Source organism: Pseudomonas sp. NUPR-002 (assembly GCF_056322725.1).
Map to the genome: position 1 here is coordinate 356563 of NZ_CM150476.1, position 24131 is coordinate 380693.

A 24131-nucleotide genomic window follows, 5' to 3' on the forward strand; every position below is an offset into this window, starting at 1 on the left:
AGGGACAACTATGAACACCAAGGTCATTAGTCTGGTTTCAATCGGTGCCCATCCCACCTCAGGCCGCACCCGGCGTGCCGAGCAGGACGCGCGGGCGGTGGAACTGGGCCTTCAGCTGGCTGGGGATAACTTGCAGGTGTTGCACGCCGGTGATCCCCAGGAGCCTGCCTTACGCGCTTATCTGGGCATGGGCCTGGAACAACTGGATGTGCTTGAACAGCCTTACGGTGCCGATGCGCTGGGAGTACTTGGGGATTATCTACGCGACGCCGGTGCCCAGTTGGTGCTCACCGGAAGCCAGGCGGAAACTGGTGAAGGTTCCGGCATGCTGCCGTTCTTGTTGGCTGAGCGTTTGGGTTGGCCGCTGGTGGTGGGCCTGGCCGAAGTGGAATCTATCCACAACGGCGTGGCCCAGGTGCTGCAGGCGCTGCCGCGTGGCCAGCGGCGTCGCCTCAAGGTGCGCTTGCCGTTGCTGGCAACGGTGGATAACGCCGCGCCCAAGCCGCGGCAGAGCGCGTTTGGCCCGGCGCGGCGCGGGGTACTGGCTGCGCGTCAGGTGCAGGTTGTCGAAGACGAGTTATTCACAAGCGCCGAGCTGCAAGCCGCCAAGCCGCGCCCCAAGCGGTTGAAAGTGATCAAGGCCAAAAGCGGTGCTGACCGCATGAAAGCCGCCACCGCCAAGGCCAGTGGCGGCGGTGGACAAGTGCTCAAGGATGTCAGCCCGCAAGCCGGCGCCGAAGCCATCCTCAAGCTGTTGGTAGAAGAGGGCGTGCTGCGCTGAGCAGTTGCTCACAAACTCTGTTGGCCGATCTGTGGATAAAGTGTTTGTGTATGGCTACAAGGCACGCACTGCGTGCCTTTCGGCGTTATGGTCAAAAAATGATCAGGCTAAGTGACGGAATTTTCGAGCTTTTCTCTGAACGACTGGGCTGAGATTGCCCACAATCGCTGTTGGCGGCTCTGTGGATAATATGTTCGCCTATGGCTGCAGGCCACGTGCAATAAGGGCTGCACAGGTTTGATCAAAAAACGCTCAATTGGTGCATTTATCCCCTTCGACGCCCGGTTTTTATGCATGCTGAGGCGTTATCCACAGTGGTTTTCCACCGTCAGGACTTTTGCACACAAAGTCTGTTGGCGTCTTTGTGGATAAGGTGTTTGCCTTCCGCTGTGAGCCTTGTGTTTAAAGGGTTACAGAGAATTGATCAAATATTGATCAATAATTTTTGCTCGGAAAAACAGTGACTTGCCCACATTAGCTGTGGGCCGTCCTGTGGATAAAGTGTTTGCTGTATGGACGCGGCCAGCAGGGCCGGGGGATTGCGCGGGTTGGTCAATATTTAACCAGGTGATTGCCCTGCGATTGTGGTTTGCCAGTCCCATCGCATCGCGGGGCAAGCCCGCTCCCACAGAGTTTGCAATTCCAGGTGGGAGCGGGCTTGCCCCGCGATTGTGGTTTGTCAGTCACATTGCATCGCGGGGCAAGCCCGCTCCCACAGAGTCTGCAATTCCAGGTGGGAGCGGGCTTGCCCCGCGATTGGGTTTGTCAGTTACATTGTTTCGCGGGGCAAGCCCGCTCCTACTGTGAAGCCACGCCTTTGAGGTATGGCGCAGGCGCTGCCCCCAGGTTGTTCAGCATGCGCTCGCTGTACCAGTCGATGAAGTTCACCACGCCAAACTCGTAGGTCTTGGAATACGGCCCCGGCTGGTACGCGGTGGAGTTGATGCCGCGCTGGTTCTCTTCGGCCAGGCGCCGGTCCTGGTCGTTGGTGGCGTCCCACACCTGGCGCATGCGCTGCGGGTCGTAGTCCACGCCTTCAACGGCATCCTTGTGTACCAGCCACTTGGTGGTGACCATGGTTTCCTGGGCACTGATCGGCCACACGGTGAAGACGATCATGTGATCGCCCATGCAGTGGTTCCACGAATGCGGCAGGTGCAGGATGCGCATCGAGCCCAGGTCGGGGTTCTTGATCCGGCCCATGAGCTTCTGGCAGCCCTGCTTGCCATCCAGGGTCATCGACACCGTGCCTTTGAGCAAAGGCATGCGCACGATGCGGTTGCGCAGGCCGAAGCTGGCGTGGGCGTAGGGGATCTTTTCTGCGTCCCAGGCCGCCGCCGAGGCCGCGACGTGGTCTTTGAACGCCTGGTCAGCCCGTGGGTCGGTCACGTCGTCCCACTCCAGCAGGGTTTTCAACAGTTCCGGGTGGGAACCACTGCAGTGGTAGCACTCGCGGTTGTTTTCCAGCACCAGCTTCCAGTTGGCCTTTTCCATCAAGGTGGTTTGCACCGCCACCTTGGTGTTTTCCATGTCGTAGGGCTCCATGTAATGGGCCAGGGTGGAGAGGAAGTCATCGATCGCCGGTGGGTTCTCGGCCAGGCTGATAAAGATATAGCCGCCTGCGGTTTTCACCTGCACCGGCTTGAGCCCGTACTGCTTCATGTCGAAATCGGCGCCCATTTCGGTGCCGGCGAACAGCAGGCGACCATCGAGCTCGTAGGTCCACTGGTGGTAATGGCACACCAGCTTGGCGACTTTGCCTTTGTCGCTGGTGCACAGGCGCGAACCACGATGACGACAGACGTTATGGAAGGCATGCACCTGGCCTTCGGCGCCACGCACCACGAGGATCGGGTTCTTGCCGATCTGCAGGGTGAGGAAATTGCCCTTGGCCGGAATTTCACAGGTCATCCCGGCGATCAGCCATTCCTTCTGGAAGATCTCTTCCATGTCGATCTGGAACAGGCGTTCGTCGCAGTAAAACGGCTGTGGCAGCGAGAAGGTACGCTCGCGGCTCTGCAGCATCTCGGCAGTCGCCTTGCGTGCAGGTTCCAGTGGATCGCCCAGACTCAGAGTTGCGGTGACGTCCATCGTGTAAGTCCTCATGGCCAGTGCGTGTGGCCGGTGAAAGTGGCTAATCGTTGTTATGGCGACGCAAAGCTGAAGTACAGCAGGATTATTTGCGATGGAGTGTGCGATTGAAGCGGCGGCGATCCATGTCCATGGACGACATGATCCGATCCGTTTCCGACGCGCCAGCCCTTGCCACAGGGGGCTGGTCGCGATAAGCACGCCGATGTCGCGGATAGGAATGTGCCGGCCGCCGAGCTTGCGCAAAATCGCAATCATCAGGCCGCAGTCGGCCGTGGAGACGAGCATGTCCAACTTCCTCAATCCGGTCAGCACCCAGACCTGGGCCAACGGCCGTCACATCGTCCGTTGCGTCAAGGTGATCCAGGAAACCTGGGATGTGCGCACCTTCTGTTTCATGGCCGACCAACCGATCATGTTCTTCTTCAAGCCCGGTCAGTTCGTGACCCTGGAGCTGGAGATCGACGGCCAGCCGATCATGCGTTCGTACACCATCTCCAGCTCGCCTTCGGTGCCGTACAGCTTTTCGGTGACGATCAAGCGCGTGCCCGGCGGCAAGGTCTCCAACTGGCTGCACGACACCCTGCACGAAGGCCAGGAGCTGGCGGTGCACGGGCCGGTGGGGTTGTTCAATGCCATCGATTTTCCCAGCCCGAAAGTGCTGTACCTCAGTGGCGGTGTCGGCATCACGCCGGTGATGTCCATGGCGCGCTGGTTCTACGACACCAACGGCAATGTCGACATGGTGTTCGTGCACAGCGCCCGCTCACCGAAAGACATCATTTATCACCGCGAGCTGGAGCACATGGCGTCGCGGATCGAAAACTTCAGCTTGCACATCATTTGTGAGAAGCACGGCCTGGGTGAGCCTTGGGCCGGCTACCGTGGCTACCTGAACCAGAAACTGATGGAACTGATTGCCCCGGACTACCTGGAGCGGGAAATCTTCTGCTGTGGCCCTACGCCTTACATGCATGCGGTCAAACGCCTGCTCGAAGGCAGTGGCTACGACATGAGCCGCTACCATGAAGAGTCGTTCGGGGCGACCCCGGCTGAGGTCAAGGCCGATGCGGTTGAACTGGCAGAGCTTGCGGCCGAGGCGCCAGAGCTCGATAACGCCGACCTGCATCAAGTGGAATTTACCGCTGCGGGCAAAAGCATTCGCGTGGCCCCAGGCGAGACCGTGCATGCGGCAGCCGCCAAGCTGGGCCTGATGATCCCCAAGGCCTGCGGCATGGGTATCTGCGGCACCTGCAAAGTGCTCAAGCTGGGCGGTGAGGTAGAGATGGAGCACAACGGCGGCATCACCGACGATGACGTTGCCGAAGGCTATATCTTGTCGTGCTGCAGTGTGCCCAAGGGCGATGTACGGATTGAGTATTGAGGTGAGAGGATTTCACGGGGCAAGCCCGCTCCTACGGTAGGAGCGGGCTTGCCCCGCGAAAAGTCAGGCTCGATTTTCCTGACAAGCGGGCACATTCAGCGGGAACCGGACGGTTATCAGTGGGTCAATCTGCACCAGGCCGAAGCGTCTAACCCGATATCCCTGGCGAGCACGCGGAGTTTTCTTTATCGTGTGCGCCCCCTGAAAAACCCGAGAAGGCAATCATGTTGGAAACTTCCCTCAGTCAATTGGAACAACTGGTCAGCGACCTGGTACAGAAGAATCAGGAACTGGCCGAGCGCAATCAGCAGATCAGCGCAGAACTGGCCCAGGCCAAAGATGAAAACGAAAGCCTGCAGCTGGCGCTGATGGAACAGGAAGAAAAGCAGGGCGCTACCGCAGCACGCATTCAGGCCCTGGTTGAGCGCGCCAGCGTCGGTACCGTCAACGCATGAGAACTTCAGCACAGCCGATCAATGTCGTGTCGATTCTGGGCAACGACTACTCGATCAAGGCTCCCGAAGGCCAGGAACAGGCCCTGGCGCAGGCCGTGCAGATGCTCAATGCGTCGCTGGCCGACACCAAGCGCAAATACCCGACCCTGATTGGTGACAAGCTGCTGGTACTTGCAGCCCTGAACCTGTGCTCGCAGCAGGTCGAACTGCAACAGCAACACCAACAAGCCCTCGACCGTTACCAAGAGCAAGTCAGCGCCACGGTCGATGCCATTTCACGGACCATCGGCAACAGCTGATAGGGCCCGCTATAGCATCCTGCATTCTTTTGCTTGCTCACTGCCATTACGGCAGTGGGCGGCATTGTCGTGAGTCAATGGAATTATTGTATTTCCACCTGTATACAATTGGCCTGGCTATTGCAGCTCAAGGCTTATTTACTCAGGGGAAGCTACATGCAGTTCTGGCGGCGCAGCATTCAGTGGCAATTGATCGCAAGCATGGGCGCAGCCCTGTTGGTGAGCATTTTAATCGTGGTCGGGATCTACTCGGTGGTGGTCAATCGCCTGACCGAGCGTTACCTGGTCGAGACCGCATTGCCGGCCAGCATTGAGGCAATTCGTAACGATATCGAACGGATGTTGAGCCGTCCGCTCACCGCCGCCGCCGACATTGCCAACAACACCTTGCTGCGCGACTGGCTGGCAGCAGGCGAAGACCCTGCCCAAGCGCCGCAATTTATCGAGTACATCGAAGCGGTGCGGCAGAAGAACCAGGCCTTCACCGCGCTGTTCGCCGCGACGCAAACCGACCACTACTACAACGAAAAAGGCCTGGACCGCACGCTGAGTCGCAGCAACCCCAAGGACAAATGGTTTTACGGCTTTATCGACAGTGGCAACCCGCGCCTGCTCAACATCGACATTGATGGCAGTACCGGGGAACTGGCGCTGTTTATCGACTACCGGGTGGAGAAAGCCGGGAAGTTGGTGGGCATCGCCGGGCTTGGCTTGCGCATGACCGAGTTGTCGACCCTGATTCACAACTTCAGCTTCGGTGAGCGCGGCCGGGTTTTCCTGGTGCGTAACGATGGCCTGATCCAGGTGCACCCGGAGCAGCAGTTGAGTGGCAAAACAAAACTCGCCGAGCAGATCGGTGAATCCGCGGCCCAAGCGGTGTTGACGCGCACTGACGGCTTGCACAGCAGCCGCTTCGAGCGTGAGGGTGAGGGTTACCTAGCCTTGAGCCTGCCGTTGCGCGACATGAACTGGACCCTGGTCGCTGAAGTGCCGGAAGCGCAAATCTATGCCCCGGTGCGCGAGGCGCTGTGGTGGACCAGCCTGATCGGTGCCGCCGTGGCCCTGGTGTCGCTGTTGCTGGTGGTGTTGCTGGCGCGGGGTATTGTGCGGCCGATTCGCCGGGTCACGGCTGCCTTGATGGCGATTGGCAATGGTGGTGGCGACCTCACCCAACGTCTGGATGCAACACGCGCCGACGAACTGGGCGATCTGGCGCGTGGCTTCAACCGCTTTCTCGACAGCCAGCGCGACCTGATTGCTGACGTGCTGCGCACCAGTGAGCGCCTGCACAGCTCGGTGGCCCAAGTGACGCAGGTGGTGGAAAACACTGCCGAGCGTTCAGGGCGCCAGCAGGAAATGACCGAAATGGTCGCCACCGCCGTGCATGAGATGGGCCTGACCGTGCAAGACATTGCCCAGAACGCCGGTAACGCCGCGCAAGCCTCGGAAACCGCACGCACAGAAGCGCTGCAAGCCCGTGAGGTGGTGCGCCGCTCGATCGCCCACATTGAAAGCATGTCGGGCGAAATTGGCCAGGCCGCCGATGCGGTCGGTGAATTGGCCAATGAAGTGGCTTCGATTGACGAAGTGCTGGCGGTGATTCGCAGCATTTCCGAGCAAACCAACCTGCTGGCGCTCAATGCCGCGATTGAAGCGGCGCGTGCAGGGGAAATGGGCCGTGGTTTTGCCGTGGTGGCGGATGAAGTGCGGACACTGGCCAGACGTACCCAGGTGTCTACCGATGAAGTGCAGCAGATGATTCTGCGCCTCAAGCAGGGGGCGGGCAGTGCGGTGGCGTCCATGCAGGCCGGGCAGGTTGCCACTGGCACCGGCGTGCAATCGAGCCAGCAGACCGGTGCATCGCTGGGCACCATCACCGATCAGGTTGAGCACATCAGCGACATGAACCATCAGGTCGCCACCGCGACCGAGGAACAGTCGGCGGTGACGGAAGAAATCAACCGCACCGTGCAAGGCATTTCCGACCTGGCGCGGGCCACTGCATCAGAAGTGCAGGGGTGCCGGGAAGAGTGCCAGGCCTTGCGTGGCCTGGCTGATGATCTGGCGCGGCAGATGGGCGGCTTCAGACTTTAACCCGTAGGAGCGGGCTTGCCCCGCGATTGCGGTGTGTCTGTTACATCGCATCGCGGGGCAAGCCCGCTCCTACCGGCGGTTATTCAGGCACCCATGGCCGCGCGTATATCGGCGGCCAATTCACGTACCCGCGCTTCGTCGGTATCCCACGAGCACATAAACCGCGCACCCCCGCTACCGATGAAGGTGTAAAAGCGCCAGCCCTTGTTGCGCAAGGTTTCCAGGGCCGGTTCCGACATCTGCAGAAACACGCCGTTGGCCTCAACCGGGAACATCAGTTCAACCCCCGGCACGTCACTGACCAGCTCGCTGAGCAGCGTCGCGCAGCGGTTGGCATGGGCGCCGTACTTGAGCCAGGCGCCATCTTCCAGCAAGCCCACCCAAGGTGCCGACAGAAAGCGCATCTTCGAGGCCAGTTGGCCTGCCTGTTTGCAGCGGTAGTCAAAATCTTCCGCCAGCTTGCGGTTGAAGAACAGAATCGCCTCACCCACGGCCATGCCGTTTTTCGTGCCGCCAAAGCACAACACATCAACCCCGGCCTTCCAGGTCAGTTCAGCTGGTGTGCAGCCCAGAGAGGCGCAGGCGTTGCTGAAACGGGCGCCGTCCATGTGCAGGTTCAGGCCCAGCTCTTTGCAGGTGGCGCTGATGGCCTTGAGCTCATCGGGACGGTACACGGTACCGACTTCGGTCGCCTGGGTGATGGTCACCACACGCGGCTTGGGGTAGTGGATGTCCTGGCGCTTGAGGGCGATTTCGCGGATCGATTCCGGGGTCAGCTTACCGGCCACAGTACGCGCGGTGAGCAATTTGGAACCGTTGGAGAAGAACTCCGGTGCACCGCACTCGTCGGTTTCGACGTGGGCGGTTTCAGAGCAGATGACGCTGTGATAGCTCTGGCACAACGACGACAGCGCCAGGGAGTTGGCGGCGGTGCCGTTGAAGGCGAAGAACACTTCGCAGTCGGTTTCGAACAGCTTGCGAAAGTACTCGGCGGCACGGGCGGTCCACTGGTCATCGCCATAGGAGCGATCGTGGCCCTGGTTGGCTTTTTCCATCGCGGCCCAGGCTTCAGGGCAGATACCGGAATAGTTGTCGCTGGCGAATTGTTGGCTTTGATCTGTCATGACCCTGTCCTGTGAACGACGCAGAACAGCACTCTAAATCATGCCTCGCAGCTTGCCCATAGGAGTGTGCTGCCGTCGGCGAAGGACGGTATCTACGACGGCAAGGCTGTTCATTTAGGTTTGTCATTCATCACGATAGGGGTGAGTTGTATATCAAACTCCTCTTCAACTTGCATGGTGCGCCAGTTGACAAGGTGTACGTGGTCTTGGTCTGCGAAAACGACGAAGTCGCCTGGAACTAATTGTTTTACAGCACCAATCATTGTGAAGTCGCGCTCTATGAAGGCCGCGTTGATTGTTTCGATCACAAACTTCGCTCTTCCATCAGGTAGTTCGTAAAGCGTCCTTGATTTTACAGTGTCGTCGACTCCAAGAATTTTGATCTTGTTGTTTTTTGAGAGAAAAAGTGCGGCCGGATGGCTAGTTCCGGCTGTCGGGGCTAGTGGCGGAAGAACAGAGATTTGTAAGTCTGTTGATACACCATTTACAGGGATGGTTTTACCAGAGACGAAGTTGTATTCGCCATTTTCTATTATGATGTCAAAATTATCAGCGTTGGCTTTGGCCTCCTCATGGTCGACGTCTTCGGAATGCCAATCGAATGGTAAGCAAATGCTGATAGTTGCTTTGTCAGGATGCGTCAAGTCGATGAAGCGCAGCATGACAATTTGATCGGCATCATGATTTTTGTAATAGCTGCCCATTGGCGTATGCAGAAGGGTTCCAACGCCTTTAACTTTTTTCGATATTTTATCTTGACTAAGTACTTCGTTCAGGGTCGGTTGATTTTTTGTGGTTTTTTTCATGGCGATCGTCCTGCTATATTTCTTCAGTCAAATGTTGGAAGTGTGTGTGCAGTCGCCTTTGCTAGGTGTGATCGCTTAGGGATTCAGGTTAGGGATGCCCGAGACCACCTCGTATATATGATCTTCAACTTCCATTATGCGTCCGTTAACAAAGTTCATATTTGCTTTGAGTTTATAAACGACGAAATCACCGGGGACTAGAAATTCTCCAAATTCCTCGCCGGTAACGTCATCTTCAAATATATCATTGTCTTTTGTTTTTACGACAAGTTTGGATGTTCTATCTTCAAAGTGGTAGAGCGTCCTTGACGTTACGACGTCGATTTTTCCAAGAATATTAGTTCTAGTGTTTCTGGGGGTATGGCGCACGATTTTATTCTTAATCCCAGTCTCTGCATCGCGAGGTGGAAGGTCACAGGTTTCCAATCGTACTGGTACACCGTCTTCGTCAATAATTTTATGCAAGACAAACTGGTATTTGCCGTTTTCCAGGATAATGTCAAACATATCTACGCAGGCGATAGCTTTATCGCGGTCGACGACTTCGCTGTACCAAGTGTTCAGCGCCTGAATACTAATGGTCGCTTCGCCAGGGACTGTCAGATCGATGATGCGTATTCTGACAAAGGAATTATAATCGTGGGTTTTGTAATAACTTCTCATTGGTGTATACAGAAGGCTTCCAGGAATTTGAACTTTTTCCGGCGTTCTGAAGTTTTTCAGTTGCTCTTGAACGCTTAGTTCCTGAATTTCGAGGTTTTCCATGGTGAGTGTCCTGGCAAGTGCCTATCGGTTTTTCAGAAAGTTTTCGTGCAACTGCAGACGTTAAATTAAGTTTCAGCCGGGGCAGGGGCAACTGACAGTTTTACTAGTTGTCGAGCGTTGCCAGGCAGCGTTTACTGTGCGGCTATCCCGCACTTTTGTTTCAATTTGCGCTGGGTTGTCACAGCACCATCCTCTCCTCGCTACATAGGCAGGCTTCATCTGCGCGCCACGAATGTCGTAAACGCGCCACTGCACGGCGTGCGTAGGCATCTGGGCGGTCTGCGTCGGTCATACCATCGCTGCAAAAGGGCGATTGCCCGACAAGAACCGATGCCGCTGCCGGGAGAGATGCGATGTTCAGCAAGCAAGACCAGATCCAGGGTTACGACGATGCACTGCTGGCGGCGATCAATGCCGAAGAACAGCGTCAGGAAGATCACATCGAACTGATCGCCTCGGAGAACTACACCAGCAACCGGGTGATGCAGGCTCAAGGCAGCGGCCTGACCAACAAGTACGCCGAAGGCTACCCGGGCAAGCGCTACTACGGCGGCTGCGAGCATGTGGATAAAGTCGAGCAACTGGCGATCGACCGCGCTAAACAGCTGTTCGGCGCCGACTACGCGAACGTTCAGCCGCATTCCGGTTCGTCAGCCAATAGCGCCGTGTACCTGGCCCTGCTGCAAGCTGGCGACACCATCCTGGGCATGAGCCTGGCCCACGGTGGGCACCTGACCCACGGCGCCAAAGTGTCGTCTTCGGGCAAGCTGTACAACGCTGTGCAGTACGGCATCGACACTGCAACCGGCCTGATCGACTACGACGAAGTCGAGCGCCTGGCGCTGGAGCACAAGCCGAAGATGATCGTCGCCGGTTTCTCGGCCTACTCGAAAACCCTGGATTTCCCACGCTTTCGGCAGATCGCTGACAAAGTCGGTGCCTACCTGTTCGTCGACATGGCCCACGTTGCCGGCCTGGTTGCCGCAGGCCTGTACCCGAACCCGCTGCCGTACGCCGATGTCGTCACCACCACCACCCACAAAACCCTGCGTGGTCCACGGGGTGGCCTGATCCTGGCGCGCAGCAACGAAGAGATCGAGAAGAAGCTCAACGCTGCGGTGTTCCCCGGCGCCCAGGGTGGCCCGCTGATGCACGTCATTGCTGCCAAAGCGGTGTGCTTCAAAGAGGCGCTGGAGCCGGGCTTCAAGACTTATCAGCAGCAGGTCATCGACAACGCCCAGGCGATGGCTAAGGTATTTGTCGAGCGCGGCTTCGATGTGGTTTCCGGCGGCACTGACAACCACCTGTTCCTGGTCAGCCTGATTCGTCAGGGCCTGACCGGCAAAGATGCCGATGCCGCCCTGGGCCGCGCGCATATCACCGTTAACAAGAACGCCGTGCCGAACGACCCGCAGTCGCCGTTCGTCACCTCCGGTTTGCGTATCGGTACCCCGGCGGTGACCAGCCGTGGTTTCAAGGTGGCCCAGTGTGTGGCGCTGGCCGGTTGGATCTGCGACATCCTCGACAACCTCGGTGACGCCGATGTCGAGGCCAACGTTGCGAACAACGTGTCGGCACTCTGTGCAGATTTCCCGGTTTATCGCTGAGCGGTTCAGGAGTGAAGACTATGCAACGTTACTCGGGCTTCGGCCTTTTCAAGCACTCGCTCAGCCATCACGAAAACTGGCAGCGCATGTGGCGCACGCCTACCCCGAAAAAGGTCTATGACGTGGTCATCGTTGGCGGCGGCGGGCATGGCCTGGCCACCGCCTACTACCTGGCCAAAGAACACGGCATCACCAATGTGGCGGTGGTTGAAAAGGGCTGGCTGGGCGGTGGCAACACCGCGCGCAACACCACCATCGTGCGTTCCAACTACCTGTGGGACGAGTCGGCGCACCTCTATGAGCACGCCATGAAGCTCTGGGAAGGCCTGTCGCAAGACATCAACTACAACGTGATGTTCTCCCAGCGTGGCGTCTACAACCTGTGCCACACCTTGCAGGACATCCGCGACTCCGAGCGACGTGTCAGTGCCAACCGCCTCAATGGCGTGGACGGCGAACTGCTCAATACCCAGCAGGTTGCCGACGAGATTCCGTACCTGGATTGCTCGAAAAACACCCGCTACCCGATCCTCGGCGCCACCGTGCAACGGCGCGGCGGTGTTGCTCGTCACGATGCCGTGGCCTGGGGCTATGCCCGTGCCGCTGACGCCCTGGGCGTGGACCTGATCCAGCAAACCGAAGTCATCGGCTTTCGCAAAGAAAACGGTGTGGTCATCGGCGTCGAAACCAACAAAGGCTTCATCGGCGCCAAGCGCGTTGGTGTGGTCACCGCCGGTAACTCCGGACACATGGCCAAGCTTGCCGGTTTCCGCCTGCCAATCGAATCGCACCCGCTGCAGGCGCTGGTGTCCGAACCGCTCAAGCCGATTATCGACAGCGTGATCATGTCCAACGCCGTACACGGCTATATCAGCCAGTCGGACAAGGGCGACCTGGTGATCGGCGCCGGTATCGACGGCTGGGTCGGCTACGGTCAGCGCGGTTCGTACCCGGTGATCGAACACACGCTGCAGGCCATCGTTGAAATGTTCCCGATTCTTTCCCGGGTGCGCATGAACCGCCAGTGGGGCGGCATCGTCGATACCACCCCGGACGCTTGCCCGATCATCTCCAAGACCCCGGTGAAGAACATGTTCTTCAACTGCGGCTGGGGCACCGGTGGCTTCAAGGCCACGCCGGGTTCGGGCAACGTCTTTGCCGCCAGTCTGGCCAAGGGCGAAATGCACCCGCTGGCCAAACCCTTTTCCATCGACCGTTTCTACAACGGTGCACTGATCGACGAACACGGCGCCGCCGCTGTCGCCCATTAACAGGAGAAATTCCGATGCTGCATATCTTCTGTCCCCACTGCGGCGAGCTGCGCTCCGAAGAGGAGTTTCACGCTGCAGGCCAGGCGCATATTCCGCGGCCGCTGGACCCTAACGCCTGCTCCGACGAGGAGTGGGGCACTTACATGTTCTTCCGCGATAACCCGCGTGGCCTGCACCACGAGCTGTGGATTCACGCCGCCGGTTGCCGCCAGTACTTCAACGCCACCCGTGACACGGTGACTTACGAAATCCTGGAAACCTATCCAATCGGCGCCAAGCCACAAGTGACCGGTAAAAGCACCAGCCCGCAGTTGGCAGTCAGTGGTCAGGGAGAAAAGGTATGAGCCAGGTCTATCGCCTGTCCAGCGGCGGTCGTATCGATCGCAGCAAAGTCTTGAACTTCACCTTCAACGGTCAGACCTACCAGGGCTATGCCGGCGACACCCTGGCCGCCGCGTTGCTGGCCAACGGCGTCGATATTGTCGGGCGCAGCTTCAAGTACTCGCGCCCTCGCGGGATCATCGCCGCAGGCTCTGAAGAGCCGAACGCCATCCTGCAGATCGGCGCCACCGAAGCCACCCAGGTGCCGAACGTGCGCGCCACCCAGCAGGCGTTGTATGCCGGCCTGGTAGCGTCCAGCGTCAATGGCTGGCCGAGCGTGAACACCGACATGATGGGGATTCTTGGCAAGGTCGGCGGCAAGCTGATGCCGCCGGGTTTCTACTACAAGACCTTCATGTACCCGCAGTCGTTCTGGATGACCTACGAGAAGTACATCCGTAAAGCCGCAGGCCTTGGACGTGCGCCGCTGGCCAACGACCCGGACAGCTACGACTACATGAACCAGCACTGCGATGTGCTGGTGGTCGGCGCCGGGCCTGCTGGCCTCGCCGCAGCACTGGCCGCAGGTCGCAGCGGTGCGCGGGTGATCCTGGCCGATGAGCAGGAAGAGTTTGGTGGCAGCCTGCTCGACAGTCGCGAAAGCCTCGATGGCAAACCGGCGGGTGAATGGGTCGCTGCGGTGGTGGCCGAACTCAGGGGCATGCGTGAAGTCACGCTGTTGCCACGGGCGACGGTCAACGGTTATCACGACCACAACTTCCTCACCATCCATGAGCGCCTGACCGACCACCTGGGTGACCGCGCCCCAATCGGCAGCGTGCGCCAGCGCATGCACCGGGTGCGTGCCAAGCGTGTGGTGCTGGCCACCGGCGCCCATGAGCGGCCGCTGGTGTATGGCAACAACGATGTGCCGGGCAACATGCTGGCCGGTGCAGTGTCCACCTATGTGCGCCGCTATGGTGTAGCGCCGGGGCGTAATCTGGTGCTGTCGACCAACAACGACCACGCCTACCGCGTGGCGCTGGACTGGCATGACGCGGGCCTGAAAGTCGTCGCCATCGCCGATGCCCGGCATAACCCGCGCGGTTCGCTGGTGGAAGAAGCGCGCGCCAAGGGCATGCGCATCCTCACCTCCAGCGCGGTGATCGAAACCCGTGGCAGCAAGCATGTCACCTCTGCCCGCGTCGCGGCCATCGATGCCAAGGCGCATAAAATCACCAGCCCCGGCGAATGGCTGGACTGCGACTTGGTGGCGTCCTCCGGCGGCTACAGCCCGGTGGTGCACCTGGCTTCTCATCTGGGTGGCAAGCCCGTCTGGCGTGAAGACATCCTCGGCTTTGTGCCGGGCGATGCCCCGCAAAAACGTGTGTGTGTCGGTGGTATCAACGGTGTGTTCGCGCTGGCTGACACCCTGGCAGACGGCTTCGAAGGCGGTGTACGCGCCGCCACCGAGGCAGGTTTCAAGGCGGTAGAAGGCACCCTTCCCAAGGTGCTGGCGCGTCATGAAGAGGCCACCCTGGCGCTGTTCCAGGTGCCACACGACAAAACCACCGCGCGGGCACCGAAGCAGTTTGTCGATCAACAGAACGACGTTACCGCTGCCGCCATCGAGCTGGCTACCCGCGAAGGCTTCGAGTCGGTCGAACACGTCAAGCGTTACACCGCACTGGGCTTCGGTACCGACCAGGGCAAACTCGGCAACATCAACGGCCTGGCCATTGCTGCCCGCTCCATGGGCATCAGCATCCCGGAAATGGGCACCACCATGTTCCGTCCCAACTACACGCCGATTACCTTCGGTGCGGTGGCGGGTCGGCACTGTGGTCACCTGTTCGAGCCGGTACGCTTCACCGCGCTGCATGCCTGGCACCTGAAAAACGGCGCCGAGTTCGAAGACGTCGGGCAGTGGAAACGGCCGTGGTACTTCCCGCGCAACGGCGAAGACATCCACGCTGCCGTCGCCCGCGAGTGCAAGGCAGTGCGCGACAGCGTCGGCCTGCTCGATGCATCGACCCTGGGCAAGATCGACATCCAGGGCCCGGACGCACGTGAATTCCTCAACCGCATCTACACCAACGCCTGGACCAAGCTTGATGTCGGCAAGGCGCGCTACGGCCTGATGTGCAAAGAAGACGGCATGGTCTTCGACGACGGCGTTACCGCCTGCGTTGGCGAAAACCATTTCATCATGACCACCACCACGGGCGGTGCGGCGCGTGTGCTGCAGTGGCTGGAGATTTATCAACAGACCGAGTGGCCAGAGCTGAAGGTGTACTTCACCTCGGTCACTGACCACTGGGCGACGCTGACCTTGTCTGGCCCCAACAGCCGCAAGCTGCTCAGCGAAGTGACCGACATTGACCTGGACAAAGACGCCTTCCCGTTCATGAGCTGGAAGGAAGGCCTGGTGGCCGGTGTTCCGGCGCGGGTGTTCCGTATTTCGTTCACTGGCGAGCTGTCTTACGAGATCAACATCCAGGCCAACTACGCCATGGGTGTACTGGAGAAAATCGCTGAAGCAGGCAAGCAGTACAACCTGACCCCGTACGGCACCGAAACCATGCACGTACTGCGGGCCGAGAAGGGCTTCATCATCGTTGGTCAGGATACCGACGGCTCGATGACTCCGGACGATCTGAACATGGGCTGGTGTGTGGGTCGCACTAAAGCGTTCTCGTGGATCGGCTGGCGCGGCATGAACCGCGAAGACTGCGTGCGGGAAAACCGCAAGCAGTTGGTCGGGCTCAAGCCGGTTGATCCGACCCAGTGGCTGCCGGAGGGTGCGCAACTGGTGTTCGACCCGAAACAAGCGATTCCGATGGACATGGTTGGGCACGTCACTTCCAGCTACGCCAGCAACTCCCTGGGCTATTCCTTCGCTATGGGCGTGGTCAAAGGTGGGCTCAAGCGTATCGGCGAGCGGGTCTACTCGCCGCAGGCCGATGGCAGCGTGATCGAAGCGGAGATCTGTTCTTCGGTGTTCTTCGATCCGAAGGGCGAACGGCAGAACGTAGCGTAGGGGTGGGGTTGACCCGCGATGTGATGTGACTGACAGAGCGCTATCGCGGGGCAAGCCCGCTCCCACAGCAAGCCCGCTCCTACAGGCAGGGTCCATAGAATTCAAGGCAGGTGTGTAATGAGCACAGTCAACGTTTATCAGCAAAACCCTGGCAACGGTGTCAAAGCCGAGTCGCCACTGCACCACGCCGACCTGCCGAGCCTGGTCGGCAAAGGCCGCAAGAACGCCGGGGTGACCCTGCGTGAACACAAATTCCTCGGTCACCTGACCCTGCGTGGCGATGGCCGCGACCCGGCTTTTGCCGGTGGGGTCTTCAAAGCGCTGGGCCTGGAATTGCCGGTGGCACTGACGGTGGTCGCCAATGGCGAGATGTCGCTGCAATGGCTGGGCCCGGATGAGTGGCTGCTGATTGTCCCGGGCGGTCAGGAGTTTGCCGTCGAGCAAAAACTGCGCGATGCCCTTGAAGGGCAGCACATCCAGGTGGTCAACGTCAGCGGCGGGCAAACCCTGCTGGAACTCAGTGGCCCCAATGTGCGCGAAGTGCTGATGAAGTCCACCAGCTACGATGTACATCCAAACAACTTCCCCGTCGGCAAGGCAGTCGGCACCGTGTTCGCCAAGTCGCAACTGGTGATCCGCCGCACCGGCGAGGAAACCTGGGAGTTGCTGATTCGTCGCAGCTTCTCTGACTACTGGTGGCTGTGGCTGCAGGATGCGGCAGCCGAGTATGGTTTGAGCATCGAAGCCTAGGGAGCGTTGTCATGAGCCGAGCACCGGACACCTGGATTCTCACCGCTGACTGTCCGAGCCTGCTCGGCACGGTCGATGTGGTGACGCGTTATCTGTATGAGCAGCAGTGCTACGTCACCGAGCACCATTCGTTCGATGACCGCTTGTCCGGGCGCTTTTTCATTCGCGTGGAATTCCGCCAGTCGGATGACTTCGACGAAGCCCGCTTTCGCGACGGGCTGGCCGAGCGTGGTGAGGCCTTTGGCATGCTGTTCGAACTCACCGCGCCCAAGCATCGGCCGAAAGTGGTGATCATGGTGTCCAAAGCCGATCACTGCCTCAACGACCTGCTCTATCGCCAGCGCATCGGGCAATTGAGCATGGACGTTGTGGCAGTGATCTCCAATCACCCCGACCTTGAACCGCTGGCGCATTGGCACCGTATTCCTTACTACCACTTCGCCCTTGACCCGCACGACAAACCGGCGCAAGAACGCAAGGTGCTGCAGGTGATCGAAGAGTCTGGCGCCGAACTGGTGATCCTTGCCCGCTACATGCAGGTGCTGTCGCCGGAGCTGTGCCGCAAGCTCGATGGTTGGGCGATCAATATCCATCACTCGTTGTTGCCGGGCTTCAAAGGCGCCAAGCCTTACCACCAGGCCTACAACAAGGGCGTGAAACTGGTGGGCGCCACTGCCCACTACATCAACAACGACCTCGACGAGGGGCCGATCATTGCTCAGGGCGTGGAGTCGGTTGACCACAGCCATTACCCCGAAGACCTGATTGCCAAGGGGCGCGACATCGAGTGCCTGACCCTGGCGCGGGCGGTGGGGTATCACATTGAGCGGCGGGTGTTTTTGAACGCTAACAGGACGGTAGTGCTTTGATCGCGGGGCCGGTGGGAGCGGGCTTGCCCCGCGATAGAACAAACAGATTCCAGTAACACAGCGTCGCTACATAACAACAAACCTAGCGAGGTAAAAGCATGTCTGGTAATCGTGGTGTGGTGTATCTCGGTGCAGGCAAGGTCGAGGTGCAAAAAATTGACTACCCGAAAATGCAGGACCCACGAGGCAAGAAAATCGAGCACGGGGTGATCCTCAGGGTGGTTTCCACCAACATCTGCGGCTCCGACCAGCACATGGTCCGTGGCCGTACCACGGCCCAGGTTGGCCTGGTACTGGGCCATGAAATCACCGGCGAGGTGATCGAAAAGGGCCGCGATGTGGAAAACCTGCAGATCGGTGATCTGGTCTCGGTACCGTTCAACGTCGCCTGTGGCCGCTGCCGCTCCTGCAAGGAACAACACACCGGCGTGTGCCTGACCGTTAACCCGGCGCGTGCCGGTGGTGCCTACGGTTATGTCGACATGGGCGACTGGACCGGTGGCCAGGCCGAATACGTGCTGGTGCCTTACGCCGATTTCAACCTGCTGAAACTGCCCAACCGCGACAAGGCCATGGAGAAGATCCGCGACCTGACCTGCCTGTCCGACATCCTGCCGACCGGCTATCACGGCGCAGTAACCGCCGGTGTTGGCCCGGGCAGTTCGGTGTATATCGCAGGCGCCGGCCCGGTCGGTTTGGCTGCCGCTGCATCGGCGCGTCTGCTGGGCGCTGCGGTGGTCATCGTTGGTGATGTAAACCCGGTGCGCCTGGCCCACGCCAAAGCCCAGGGTTTTGAAATTGCCGACCTGTCTCAAGACACCCCGCTGCACGAGCAGATTGCCAACCTGCTGGGTGAGCCGGAAGTCGACTGCGCCGTTGATGCCGTAGGCTTTGAAGCGCGTGGCCACGGCCATGCCGGTGCCAAGCATGAAGCACCGGCCACCGTGCTCAACTCCCTGATGGGCGTGGTGCGGGTGGCGGGCAAGATTGGTATTCCCGGCCTCTACGTCACCGAAGACCCGGGTGCGGTGGATGCGGCAGCGAAGATCGGCAGCCTGAGCATTCGCTTTGGTTTGGGCTGGGCCAAATCGCACAGCTTCCATACCGGGCAAACGCCAGTGATGAAATACAACCGCCAGCTGATGCAGGCGATCATGTGGGACCGTATCAACATTGCCGAAGTGGTGGGTGTGCAGGTGATCAGCCTGGATCAGGCACCTGAGGGGTATGGGGAGTTTGATGCCGGGGTGCCGAAGAAATTTGTGATTGATCCGCATAAGTTGTTCAGCGCCGCTTGAAGCAATCGCGGGGCAAGCCCGCTCCCACCAGGCCTGTGGGAGCGGGCTTGCCCCGCGATAGATTCAAAGCCACACCGCATCCCAATGCGGATAATCCCCCAGCTTTTCCACCAGGCCAGCCCTCAGCGGGTTGGCCACCACATAGCGCGCCACCGTGCGTACATTCTCTTCGCGGCGCAGTGCATGGTCGTGGTAGCCGGGCTGCCACAGCTTGCCCTGCAGCGCTCCGGCCTTGTACAGCGCACATCGACTGCGGGACTTGAAGCGGCTCATCAGGCAGGCCAGAGAGCCGTGTTGTAGTTGGATCAGCCAATGAATGTGATCGGGCATCACCACCCAGGCCAGCGTGCGGGCGGCGCCTTCCAGTTGTGCCTGGTGGAACTGTGCGGGAATACAGCGTGCGGCCTGAAAGTCATTGAAGTAGGGGATGCGATTGCGGGTAATACTGGTGAGCAGATACAGCCGCCCTGGCTCGGAGAACCTTCCTCGGCGCAGGCGATGAGAAGCGGGACTGTCCATGTCGTGCTCCTTGAGAGGTGAGTACTCAAGGTAGTTGTCCTGTGCGCAAGACAGCGCCCAGTGTTGAATCTCAATATTACAGCCACCCCCTTCCGGTGGGAGCGGGCTTGCCCCGCGATAGCGGTCTGTCAGTCACATTGCATCGCGGGGCAAGCCCGCTCCCACCGGGTGTGCTTCGGGATGTTTCGTGGCTGGTCAATTCAGGTCCTAGGAAATACCCTACTGAGTCTGTCGATCACCGTCTGATTGCCCTCGGAAGCCTGTCCTCCTAGGCTCCGTGGGTCGCTGTCAGTTCAGCGACCGGGTGTGGAAACCCGGTAATCACACGATTGTCGTCCTTGTTATGGCGGCTGTGCGCGGGAGGCTTTCGAGCCTACCGGGTTTCTCCGTGTGCCCCGGCTTTCCACCCCGCGTACAGCTGCCACCATTTCGTGTGGAAACTAAATGGTGCAGCCAAACTACACACGGAGGCTGTATGAAAAAGATCGTCCCCGACCCACCCCCATCACTCAACGCCACCCTCGAAAAGCCCTTCGGCGACTGCCCAGCCGGTCACCCGCAACTATTTGCAGTAAATGCCGGAATCGCCCCGCATGACGCGTTGGTGCATGTTTCGCTGTACCTGCGTTGCGCCTACGACACTGCGTATAAATCTTTTGAGGGTATCGACGAAGCCTCCAAAGGCTTTCTCTGGTCCACCCTGCACTCGGTCGAAATGGCCAAGGGGTTGGTCGAAGCCTTGCTGGATGCGCTGGAAAATCATGAGCTGACCCCACTCTGACTGTGGGTGGGAGCGGGCTTGCCCCGCGATAGCGATCTGTCTGCCACATCGCATCGCGGGGCAAGCCCGCTCCTACCGGGGGATTGAACATTCTCCCGCGCATGCAGTCCAACCCTCGTTTCCCCCGCCTTTACGGCTGACGAGGTCTATTCATGAAACGTTTTGCACTGGTCACCCTGATGACCCTGGCCGCCGGGTCGGTATTTGCCTTCAACCTCAATGACGCAGCCAACGCGGTTTCCGCTATTCAAGGCAACAAGGACGGGGCAGCGGTACAGGCGCCAGCGGCGTCGGCGAATTTGCTCAACACCCTCGGCAGCGAACTGAAAATCACCCCTGAACAAGCCATCGGCGGCACCGGCGCTTTGTTGGGCCTTGCTCGCAATCAGCTGAGCAGCACCGACTATGAGCAGTTGAGCAAAGCCGTGCCGGGCCTTGATCTGCTCTCTGGCGAAAACGCCTTGGGCGCGTTGAGCGGGCTGGGTGAGTTGCTGGGCAACAGCGAAAACGCTTCGGCCCTGAGCAATGCCCTGGGCGATAACGTCAAAAGCGCCACCGACCTGAGTAACGCCTTCAGCGCGTTGGGCATGGACACCGGCATGATCGGCCAGTTTGCCCCGCTGATCTTGCAATACCTCGGTCAGCAGGGCGTTGCCGGTTCGTTGCTGCAGAACTTGAGTAGCCTGTGGATTACACCCGAGACCGTGCCTTCGGTGTAATCAGCTTCAAGCCGCTTCAGAGAAGTTGACCGTGCGCACCGGGCGGCGGAAGCCGCTGGTGAGCACCATCAGGTAGGCCAGCCCCAGGCCGAACCAGCTCAGACCAATGGTCAGGGTCAGCGTCGACAGGCTGGTCCACAGCCACAGGGTCAGGCACATACCCACCAGCGGGATCAGGCCATAGCGCAGCAACCCGGCCAGGTTGCGATGGCTGCTGTCGCTGATCAGGTGAGTACGAATCACCGCCAGGTTGACCGCCGAGAAGGCGACCAGCGCGCCAAAGCTGATCAGCGATGCCAGGGTGGCGAGGTCGATCACCAGCGCCAGCAAAGAGAACGCCGAAACCACCAGGGTGGCAACCACCGGGGTACCAAAGCGCGGCGACAGAGTCGCGAACCAACGTTCAGGCAAAACCTTGTCGCGGCCCATGGTGTAGAGGATGCGCGACACCGCCGCTTGCGAAGCCAGCGCAGAACCCAGGCTGCCAGCCACATAGGCTGCGGTGAAGAAGTTGGCGAGGAACTGCCCGCCTGCCTTGAGCATGACTTCGTTGGCAGCCGCATCGGTATTGGCGAAATGGCTGCCAGGCATCACCAACTGGCTGATGTAGGCCAGCAGGGTGAACAGCAAGCCCGCCCCCAGGGTGGTGAGGATGATGGCCCGTGGCACGTTGCGCTGCGGGTCTTTGGCTTCTTCGGCCAGGGTCGATACCGCATCGAAGCCAAGAAACGACAAGCACAGCACCGCCGCCCCGGCCATCAAGGCGCCAAAGCCTGGCTGGCTGCCATCACCGAGCAACGGCGAGAGCACATCGACCGGCTGCCCGCCGAGGGTTTTCACCGACATGGCGACGAATACCACAATGAAGATGATCTGCGCGCCGACAATCAGGTTGCTGGCTTTGGCTACGGAATGGATGCCGAGGACGTTGAGTACGGTGACCAGGGTGATCGAGCCGAGCACCAGGGTCCAGACCGGAATGCTGGGGAAGGCGATGTTCAGGAACAGGCCGATCAACAGGTAGTTGATCATTGGCAGGAACAGGTAATCGAGCAGCAGCGACCAGCCGGCGAGAAAGCCTACGCCTGGTCCGAATGCCAGGTTGGTGTAGGAGTAGGCAGAGCCTGCAACCGGAAAGCGGCGCACCATGAAGCTGTAGGAGGCGGCGGTGAACAGCATGGCCAGCAAGGTGACCAGGTAAGCGCCAGCGGTACGGCCACCGGTCAGCTCGGTGACGATGCCGTAGGTGGTGAAGATGGTCAGCGGGACCATGTACACCAGGCCGAAGAACACCAGGGCGGGAAGGCCGAGGACGCGGCGCAGTTGAGCGGAATCTGCCTGGGCAGTAGTGCTGGATGGGGTGGCCATTGATCGATCCTGGCTTTTTTGTAGTTGTTTGTTGATCGATTTTTATCCAGTTAATCCGCCAATAGCAAAGAAGATTCCCTTATCTCGATTATTAGTGAGGGTTTTAATGGGCGCCTGTAGGAGCGGGCTTGCCCCGCGATAGCGGTCTGTCAGTTAAATCGCATCGCGGGGCAAGCCCGCTCCTACAGGCTGCGCAACGCTTCTATGCGCTGATCTTTTTCATGCCACAGCTGGTTGACCCACTCCTGTACCGCTTGGCGCACAGCCGGATCGCTTTCGTAATCACCACTCCACAGCGCCGGGTCCAGCTCACGCACCTGAATGTCGATGATCACCTTAGGCACCGCGCCGCTCAGCAGGTCCCAGAATCCCGGGGCTTTGTTGCCGGGGTAGACAATGGTGACATCCAGCAAGGCATCAAGTTGGTCGCCCAGTGCAGCCAGCACGAAGGCGACGCCTCCGGCCTTGGGCTTGAGCAGGTGCTTGTACGGTGATTGCTGGGCGCTACGCTTGGCTTCGGTGAAGCGAGTGCCTTCCAGGTAGTTGACCACGGTCACCGGCTGGCGCTTGAACAGCTCGCAGGCCGCCTTGGTGATTTCCAGGTCCTGGCCTTTGAGGTGCGGATGTTTATCGAGAAACGCTTTGCTGTAGCGCTTCATGAACGGGTAATCCAACGCCCACCAGGCCAGGCCCAGCAGCGGCACCCAGATCAGCTCTTTCTTCAGGAAGAATTTGAAGAACGGAATGCGCCGGTTCAGTGCCTGGATCAATGCCGGAATATCGACCCAGGTCTGATGGTTGCTGATCGCCAGGTACGAAGTGTCCAGGCGCAGGTCTTCTGCGCCGCGCACTTCCCATACAGTGGGGATGCACAGGCGGAAAATCAGCTTGTCGATTTCCGACCAGGTTTCGGCGATCCACATCACCGCCAAGGAGGCGTAGTCGCGGTAACGGCCGGGCAGAACCAGCTTGAGCAGGGCAAAGACCAGCAAGGGGCCGATCAGGACCAGGGTGTTGAGCAGCAACAGCAAGGTCACCAGAATGCCCGTTAGTAAGCGGCGCATAAGAAAGCTCTTATCTTCAAGTAAACAGTCGGCAATGATAAGCAGCCTGGCGGCGTACGCCAAATGTGCCGGTCTGCGAGTACCGGACAAATGTTTCACATTGTGTTGAATAAGCTATTAACGCGAACCTATCCTGCTTGCGCAGTCTAAACACTGTCTTATCTCAAGGAAGCGCAACCTGTGAAATCTGTACTTGCCCTGCTGTCGCTGCTGGCCCTTCCGGTGATGGCTGCCGAACCGACCCTGTACGGCCGTTACGAATACATCACCTTGCCGGAATTTGGCGGTGAAACCCTCAAGGCGAAAATGGACACCGGCGCGCTGACCGCCTCGTTGTCGGCCAAAGACATCGAACTGTTCACCCGAGACGGTGAAGAGTGGGTGCGTTTCCGCCTGGCGACCAAAGAGTCCGATGGCAAGGTCTACGAACACAAGCTGGCGCGCATCAGCAAAATCAAAAACCGCGCCGACGAAGATGAAGACGGTGAGGGCGCGGAAATCAGCAAACGCCCAGTGGTTGATCTGGAACTGTGCCTGGGCGACGTCAAGCGCACGGTCGAGGTTAACCTGACCGACCGCAGCAGCTTCAATTACCCGCTGCTCATCGGTGCCAAGGCCTTGCGCGAGTTCAAGGCAGCAGTGAACCCGGCGCGACGCTTTACCGCGGGCAAACCAGAGTGTTGACTGGAAGCTTCAAGTTTTAAGCGGTTAGCGGCAAGATGAAG

22 protein-coding genes and 1 pseudogene are annotated in these 24131 nt (G+C 59.4%); 16 read left to right on the forward strand and 7 right to left on the reverse strand.

The window, feature by feature from the left end:
• The first annotated feature begins 10 nt into the window (after positions 1 to 10).
• Positions 11 to 781 (forward strand): electron transfer flavoprotein subunit beta, encoded by a 771-nt coding sequence (etfB, locus tag ACVWSC_RS01615; RefSeq protein ID WP_442111627.1) that lies wholly within the window; start codon positions 11 to 13, stop codon positions 779 to 781.
• Positions 782 to 1579: 798 nt separating this feature from the next.
• On the opposite strand, the gene gbcA is transcribed toward etfB, so the two are convergent.
• Entirely contained in the window at positions 1580 to 2872 is a 1293-nt protein-coding gene (gene gbcA / locus ACVWSC_RS01620) for a glycine-betaine demethylase subunit GbcA (RefSeq protein WP_442111629.1), read from the reverse strand.
• Positions 2873 to 3158: 286 nt separating this feature from the next.
• On the opposite strand from gbcA, the gene gbcB reads away from it, so the two are divergent.
• From gbcB to ACVWSC_RS01645, 5 genes and pseudogenes are all read left to right on the forward strand, one after another.
• Complete coding sequence (gene gbcB, locus ACVWSC_RS01625) at positions 3159 to 4256, forward strand: glycine-betaine demethylase subunit GbcB (RefSeq protein WP_442111631.1); 1098 nt, start codon at positions 3159 to 3161, stop codon at positions 4254 to 4256.
• Between the two features lie 224 nt (positions 4257 to 4480).
• On the forward strand, positions 4481 to 4711 hold the full coding sequence (locus ACVWSC_RS01630) for a hypothetical protein (RefSeq protein ID WP_442111633.1): 231 nt from the start codon (positions 4481 to 4483) through the stop codon (positions 4709 to 4711).
• Positions 4708 to 5010, forward strand: coding sequence for a cell division protein ZapA (locus ACVWSC_RS01635; RefSeq protein ID WP_442111634.1), 303 nt, complete (start codon positions 4708 to 4710; stop codon positions 5008 to 5010). Before ACVWSC_RS01630 ends, ACVWSC_RS01635 begins: the two co-directional genes overlap by 4 nt.
• A gap of 201 nt (positions 5011 to 5211) precedes the next feature.
• Positions 5212 to 6243: pseudogene (locus ACVWSC_RS01640) on the forward strand (HAMP domain-containing protein); the annotation flags it as partial.
• A 132-nt stretch (positions 6244 to 6375) separates the two neighbouring features.
• Positions 6376 to 7104: a methyl-accepting chemotaxis protein gene (locus ACVWSC_RS01645; RefSeq protein ID WP_442114241.1), complete on the forward strand. Its 729-nt coding sequence runs from the start codon at positions 6376 to 6378 to the stop codon at positions 7102 to 7104.
• An 83-nt stretch (positions 7105 to 7187) separates the two neighbouring features.
• On the opposite strand, the gene ACVWSC_RS01650 is transcribed toward ACVWSC_RS01645, so the two are convergent.
• From ACVWSC_RS01650 to ACVWSC_RS01660, 3 genes are all read right to left on the reverse strand, one after another.
• Positions 7188 to 8228, reverse strand: a complete 1041-nt coding sequence (locus ACVWSC_RS01650) for a threonine aldolase family protein (protein ID WP_442111636.1) — start codon at positions 8226 to 8228, stop codon at positions 7188 to 7190.
• A 110-nt stretch (positions 8229 to 8338) separates the two neighbouring features.
• Complete coding sequence (locus ACVWSC_RS01655; protein WP_442111637.1) at positions 8339 to 9034, reverse strand: hypothetical protein; 696 nt, start codon at positions 9032 to 9034, stop codon at positions 8339 to 8341.
• 75 nt (positions 9035 to 9109) lie between these two features.
• Complete coding sequence (locus tag ACVWSC_RS01660; protein WP_442111639.1) at positions 9110 to 9799, reverse strand: hypothetical protein; 690 nt, start codon at positions 9797 to 9799, stop codon at positions 9110 to 9112.
• A gap of 353 nt (positions 9800 to 10152) precedes the next feature.
• On the opposite strand from ACVWSC_RS01660, the gene glyA reads away from it, so the two are divergent.
• The 7 genes from glyA (at position 10153) to fdhA (ending at position 18955) form a co-directional block, all read left to right on the forward strand.
• Positions 10153 to 11406, forward strand: coding sequence for a serine hydroxymethyltransferase (gene glyA, locus ACVWSC_RS01665; protein ID WP_442111641.1), 1254 nt, complete (start codon positions 10153 to 10155; stop codon positions 11404 to 11406).
• Positions 11407 to 11426: 20 nt separating this feature from the next.
• Positions 11427 to 12677: a sarcosine oxidase subunit beta family protein gene (locus ACVWSC_RS01670; protein ID WP_442111643.1), complete on the forward strand. Its 1251-nt coding sequence runs from the start codon at positions 11427 to 11429 to the stop codon at positions 12675 to 12677.
• A gap of 14 nt (positions 12678 to 12691) precedes the next feature.
• Positions 12692 to 13021 carry a sarcosine oxidase subunit delta gene (locus ACVWSC_RS01675; protein WP_442111645.1) on the forward strand — a complete coding sequence of 110 codons (330 nt, stop codon included), beginning with the start codon at positions 12692 to 12694 and terminating at the stop codon, positions 13019 to 13021.
• Positions 13018 to 16038 (forward strand): sarcosine oxidase subunit alpha, encoded by a 3021-nt coding sequence (locus tag ACVWSC_RS01680; RefSeq protein ID WP_442111647.1) that lies wholly within the window; start codon positions 13018 to 13020, stop codon positions 16036 to 16038. The genes ACVWSC_RS01675 and ACVWSC_RS01680 overlap by 4 nt, the downstream gene beginning before the upstream one ends.
• A 117-nt stretch (positions 16039 to 16155) precedes the next feature.
• Positions 16156 to 16788 carry a sarcosine oxidase subunit gamma gene (locus ACVWSC_RS01685; RefSeq protein ID WP_442111649.1) on the forward strand — a complete coding sequence of 211 codons (633 nt, stop codon included), beginning with the start codon at positions 16156 to 16158 and terminating at the stop codon, positions 16786 to 16788.
• 11 nt (positions 16789 to 16799) lie between these two features.
• The gene (purU, locus tag ACVWSC_RS01690) at positions 16800 to 17657 is read left to right on the forward strand and encodes a formyltetrahydrofolate deformylase (RefSeq protein ID WP_442111651.1); all 858 of its coding nucleotides are present in this window, start codon (positions 16800 to 16802) and stop codon (positions 17655 to 17657) included.
• Positions 17658 to 17755: 98 nt separating this feature from the next.
• The gene (gene fdhA / locus ACVWSC_RS01695) at positions 17756 to 18955 is read left to right on the forward strand and encodes a formaldehyde dehydrogenase, glutathione-independent (protein WP_028942224.1); all 1200 of its coding nucleotides are present in this window, start codon (positions 17756 to 17758) and stop codon (positions 18953 to 18955) included.
• A gap of 63 nt (positions 18956 to 19018) precedes the next feature.
• Here fdhA and ACVWSC_RS01700 read toward each other — a convergent pair whose 3' ends face one another.
• The gene (locus ACVWSC_RS01700) at positions 19019 to 19474 is read right to left on the reverse strand and encodes an REP-associated tyrosine transposase (protein ID WP_442111653.1); all 456 of its coding nucleotides are present in this window, start codon (positions 19472 to 19474) and stop codon (positions 19019 to 19021) included.
• Positions 19475 to 19949: 475 nt separating this feature from the next.
• Between ACVWSC_RS01700 and ACVWSC_RS01705 the strand changes: the two genes are divergently transcribed.
• Together ACVWSC_RS01705 and ACVWSC_RS01710 are read left to right on the forward strand one after the other, a co-directional pair.
• Positions 19950 to 20255, forward strand: coding sequence for a DUF3077 domain-containing protein (locus ACVWSC_RS01705; RefSeq protein ID WP_442111655.1), 306 nt, complete (start codon positions 19950 to 19952; stop codon positions 20253 to 20255).
• Positions 20256 to 20407: 152 nt separating this feature from the next.
• A complete protein-coding gene (locus ACVWSC_RS01710) occupies positions 20408 to 20974 on the forward strand; it encodes a DUF2780 domain-containing protein (RefSeq protein ID WP_442111657.1) in 567 nt (188 codons plus the stop codon).
• Between the two features lie 6 nt (positions 20975 to 20980).
• Here the strand turns inward: ACVWSC_RS01710 and ACVWSC_RS01715 are convergent, their stop codons facing one another.
• Complete coding sequence (locus tag ACVWSC_RS01715) at positions 20981 to 22342, reverse strand: APC family permease (protein WP_442111659.1); 1362 nt, start codon at positions 22340 to 22342, stop codon at positions 20981 to 20983.
• Positions 22343 to 22524: 182 nt separating this feature from the next.
• A complete protein-coding gene (locus ACVWSC_RS01720; protein WP_442111661.1) occupies positions 22525 to 23406 on the reverse strand; it encodes an acyltransferase in 882 nt (293 codons plus the stop codon).
• Between the two features lie 180 nt (positions 23407 to 23586).
• Here ACVWSC_RS01720 and rloA2 point away from each other — a divergent pair, with 180 nt between their 5' ends.
• Positions 23587 to 24090, forward strand: coding sequence for a retropepsin-like aspartic peptidase RloA2 (rloA2, locus tag ACVWSC_RS01725; protein WP_442111663.1), 504 nt, complete (start codon positions 23587 to 23589; stop codon positions 24088 to 24090).
• Positions 24091 to 24131 lie beyond the last annotated feature (41 nt).

Coding starts and splice junctions, on each gene's coding strand:
- etfB (WP_442111627.1), top strand. CDS start 11: ATGAACACCAAGGTCATTAGTCTGGTTTCAATCGGTGCCCATCCCACC.
- gbcA (WP_442111629.1), bottom strand. CDS start 2,872: ATGGACGTCACCGCAACTCTGAGTCTGGGCGATCCACTGGAACCTGCA.
- gbcB (WP_442111631.1), top strand. CDS start 3,159: ATGTCCAACTTCCTCAATCCGGTCAGCACCCAGACCTGGGCCAACGGC.
- ACVWSC_RS01630 (WP_442111633.1), top strand. CDS start 4,481: ATGTTGGAAACTTCCCTCAGTCAATTGGAACAACTGGTCAGCGACCTG.
- ACVWSC_RS01635 (WP_442111634.1), top strand. CDS start 4,708: ATGAGAACTTCAGCACAGCCGATCAATGTCGTGTCGATTCTGGGCAAC.
- ACVWSC_RS01645 (WP_442114241.1), top strand. CDS start 6,376: ATGGTCGCCACCGCCGTGCATGAGATGGGCCTGACCGTGCAAGACATT.
- ACVWSC_RS01650 (WP_442111636.1), bottom strand. CDS start 8,228: ATGACAGATCAAAGCCAACAATTCGCCAGCGACAACTATTCCGGTATC.
- ACVWSC_RS01655 (WP_442111637.1), bottom strand. CDS start 9,034: ATGAAAAAAACCACAAAAAATCAACCGACCCTGAACGAAGTACTTAGT.
- ACVWSC_RS01660 (WP_442111639.1), bottom strand. CDS start 9,799: ATGGAAAACCTCGAAATTCAGGAACTAAGCGTTCAAGAGCAACTGAAA.
- glyA (WP_442111641.1), top strand. CDS start 10,153: ATGTTCAGCAAGCAAGACCAGATCCAGGGTTACGACGATGCACTGCTG.
- ACVWSC_RS01670 (WP_442111643.1), top strand. CDS start 11,427: ATGCAACGTTACTCGGGCTTCGGCCTTTTCAAGCACTCGCTCAGCCAT.
- ACVWSC_RS01675 (WP_442111645.1), top strand. CDS start 12,692: ATGCTGCATATCTTCTGTCCCCACTGCGGCGAGCTGCGCTCCGAAGAG.
- ACVWSC_RS01680 (WP_442111647.1), top strand. CDS start 13,018: ATGAGCCAGGTCTATCGCCTGTCCAGCGGCGGTCGTATCGATCGCAGC.
- ACVWSC_RS01685 (WP_442111649.1), top strand. CDS start 16,156: ATGAGCACAGTCAACGTTTATCAGCAAAACCCTGGCAACGGTGTCAAA.
- purU (WP_442111651.1), top strand. CDS start 16,800: ATGAGCCGAGCACCGGACACCTGGATTCTCACCGCTGACTGTCCGAGC.
- fdhA (WP_028942224.1), top strand. CDS start 17,756: ATGTCTGGTAATCGTGGTGTGGTGTATCTCGGTGCAGGCAAGGTCGAG.
- ACVWSC_RS01700 (WP_442111653.1), bottom strand. CDS start 19,474: ATGGACAGTCCCGCTTCTCATCGCCTGCGCCGAGGAAGGTTCTCCGAG.
- ACVWSC_RS01705 (WP_442111655.1), top strand. CDS start 19,950: ATGAAAAAGATCGTCCCCGACCCACCCCCATCACTCAACGCCACCCTC.
- ACVWSC_RS01710 (WP_442111657.1), top strand. CDS start 20,408: ATGAAACGTTTTGCACTGGTCACCCTGATGACCCTGGCCGCCGGGTCG.
- ACVWSC_RS01715 (WP_442111659.1), bottom strand. CDS start 22,342: ATGGCCACCCCATCCAGCACTACTGCCCAGGCAGATTCCGCTCAACTG.
- ACVWSC_RS01720 (WP_442111661.1), bottom strand. CDS start 23,406: ATGCGCCGCTTACTAACGGGCATTCTGGTGACCTTGCTGTTGCTGCTC.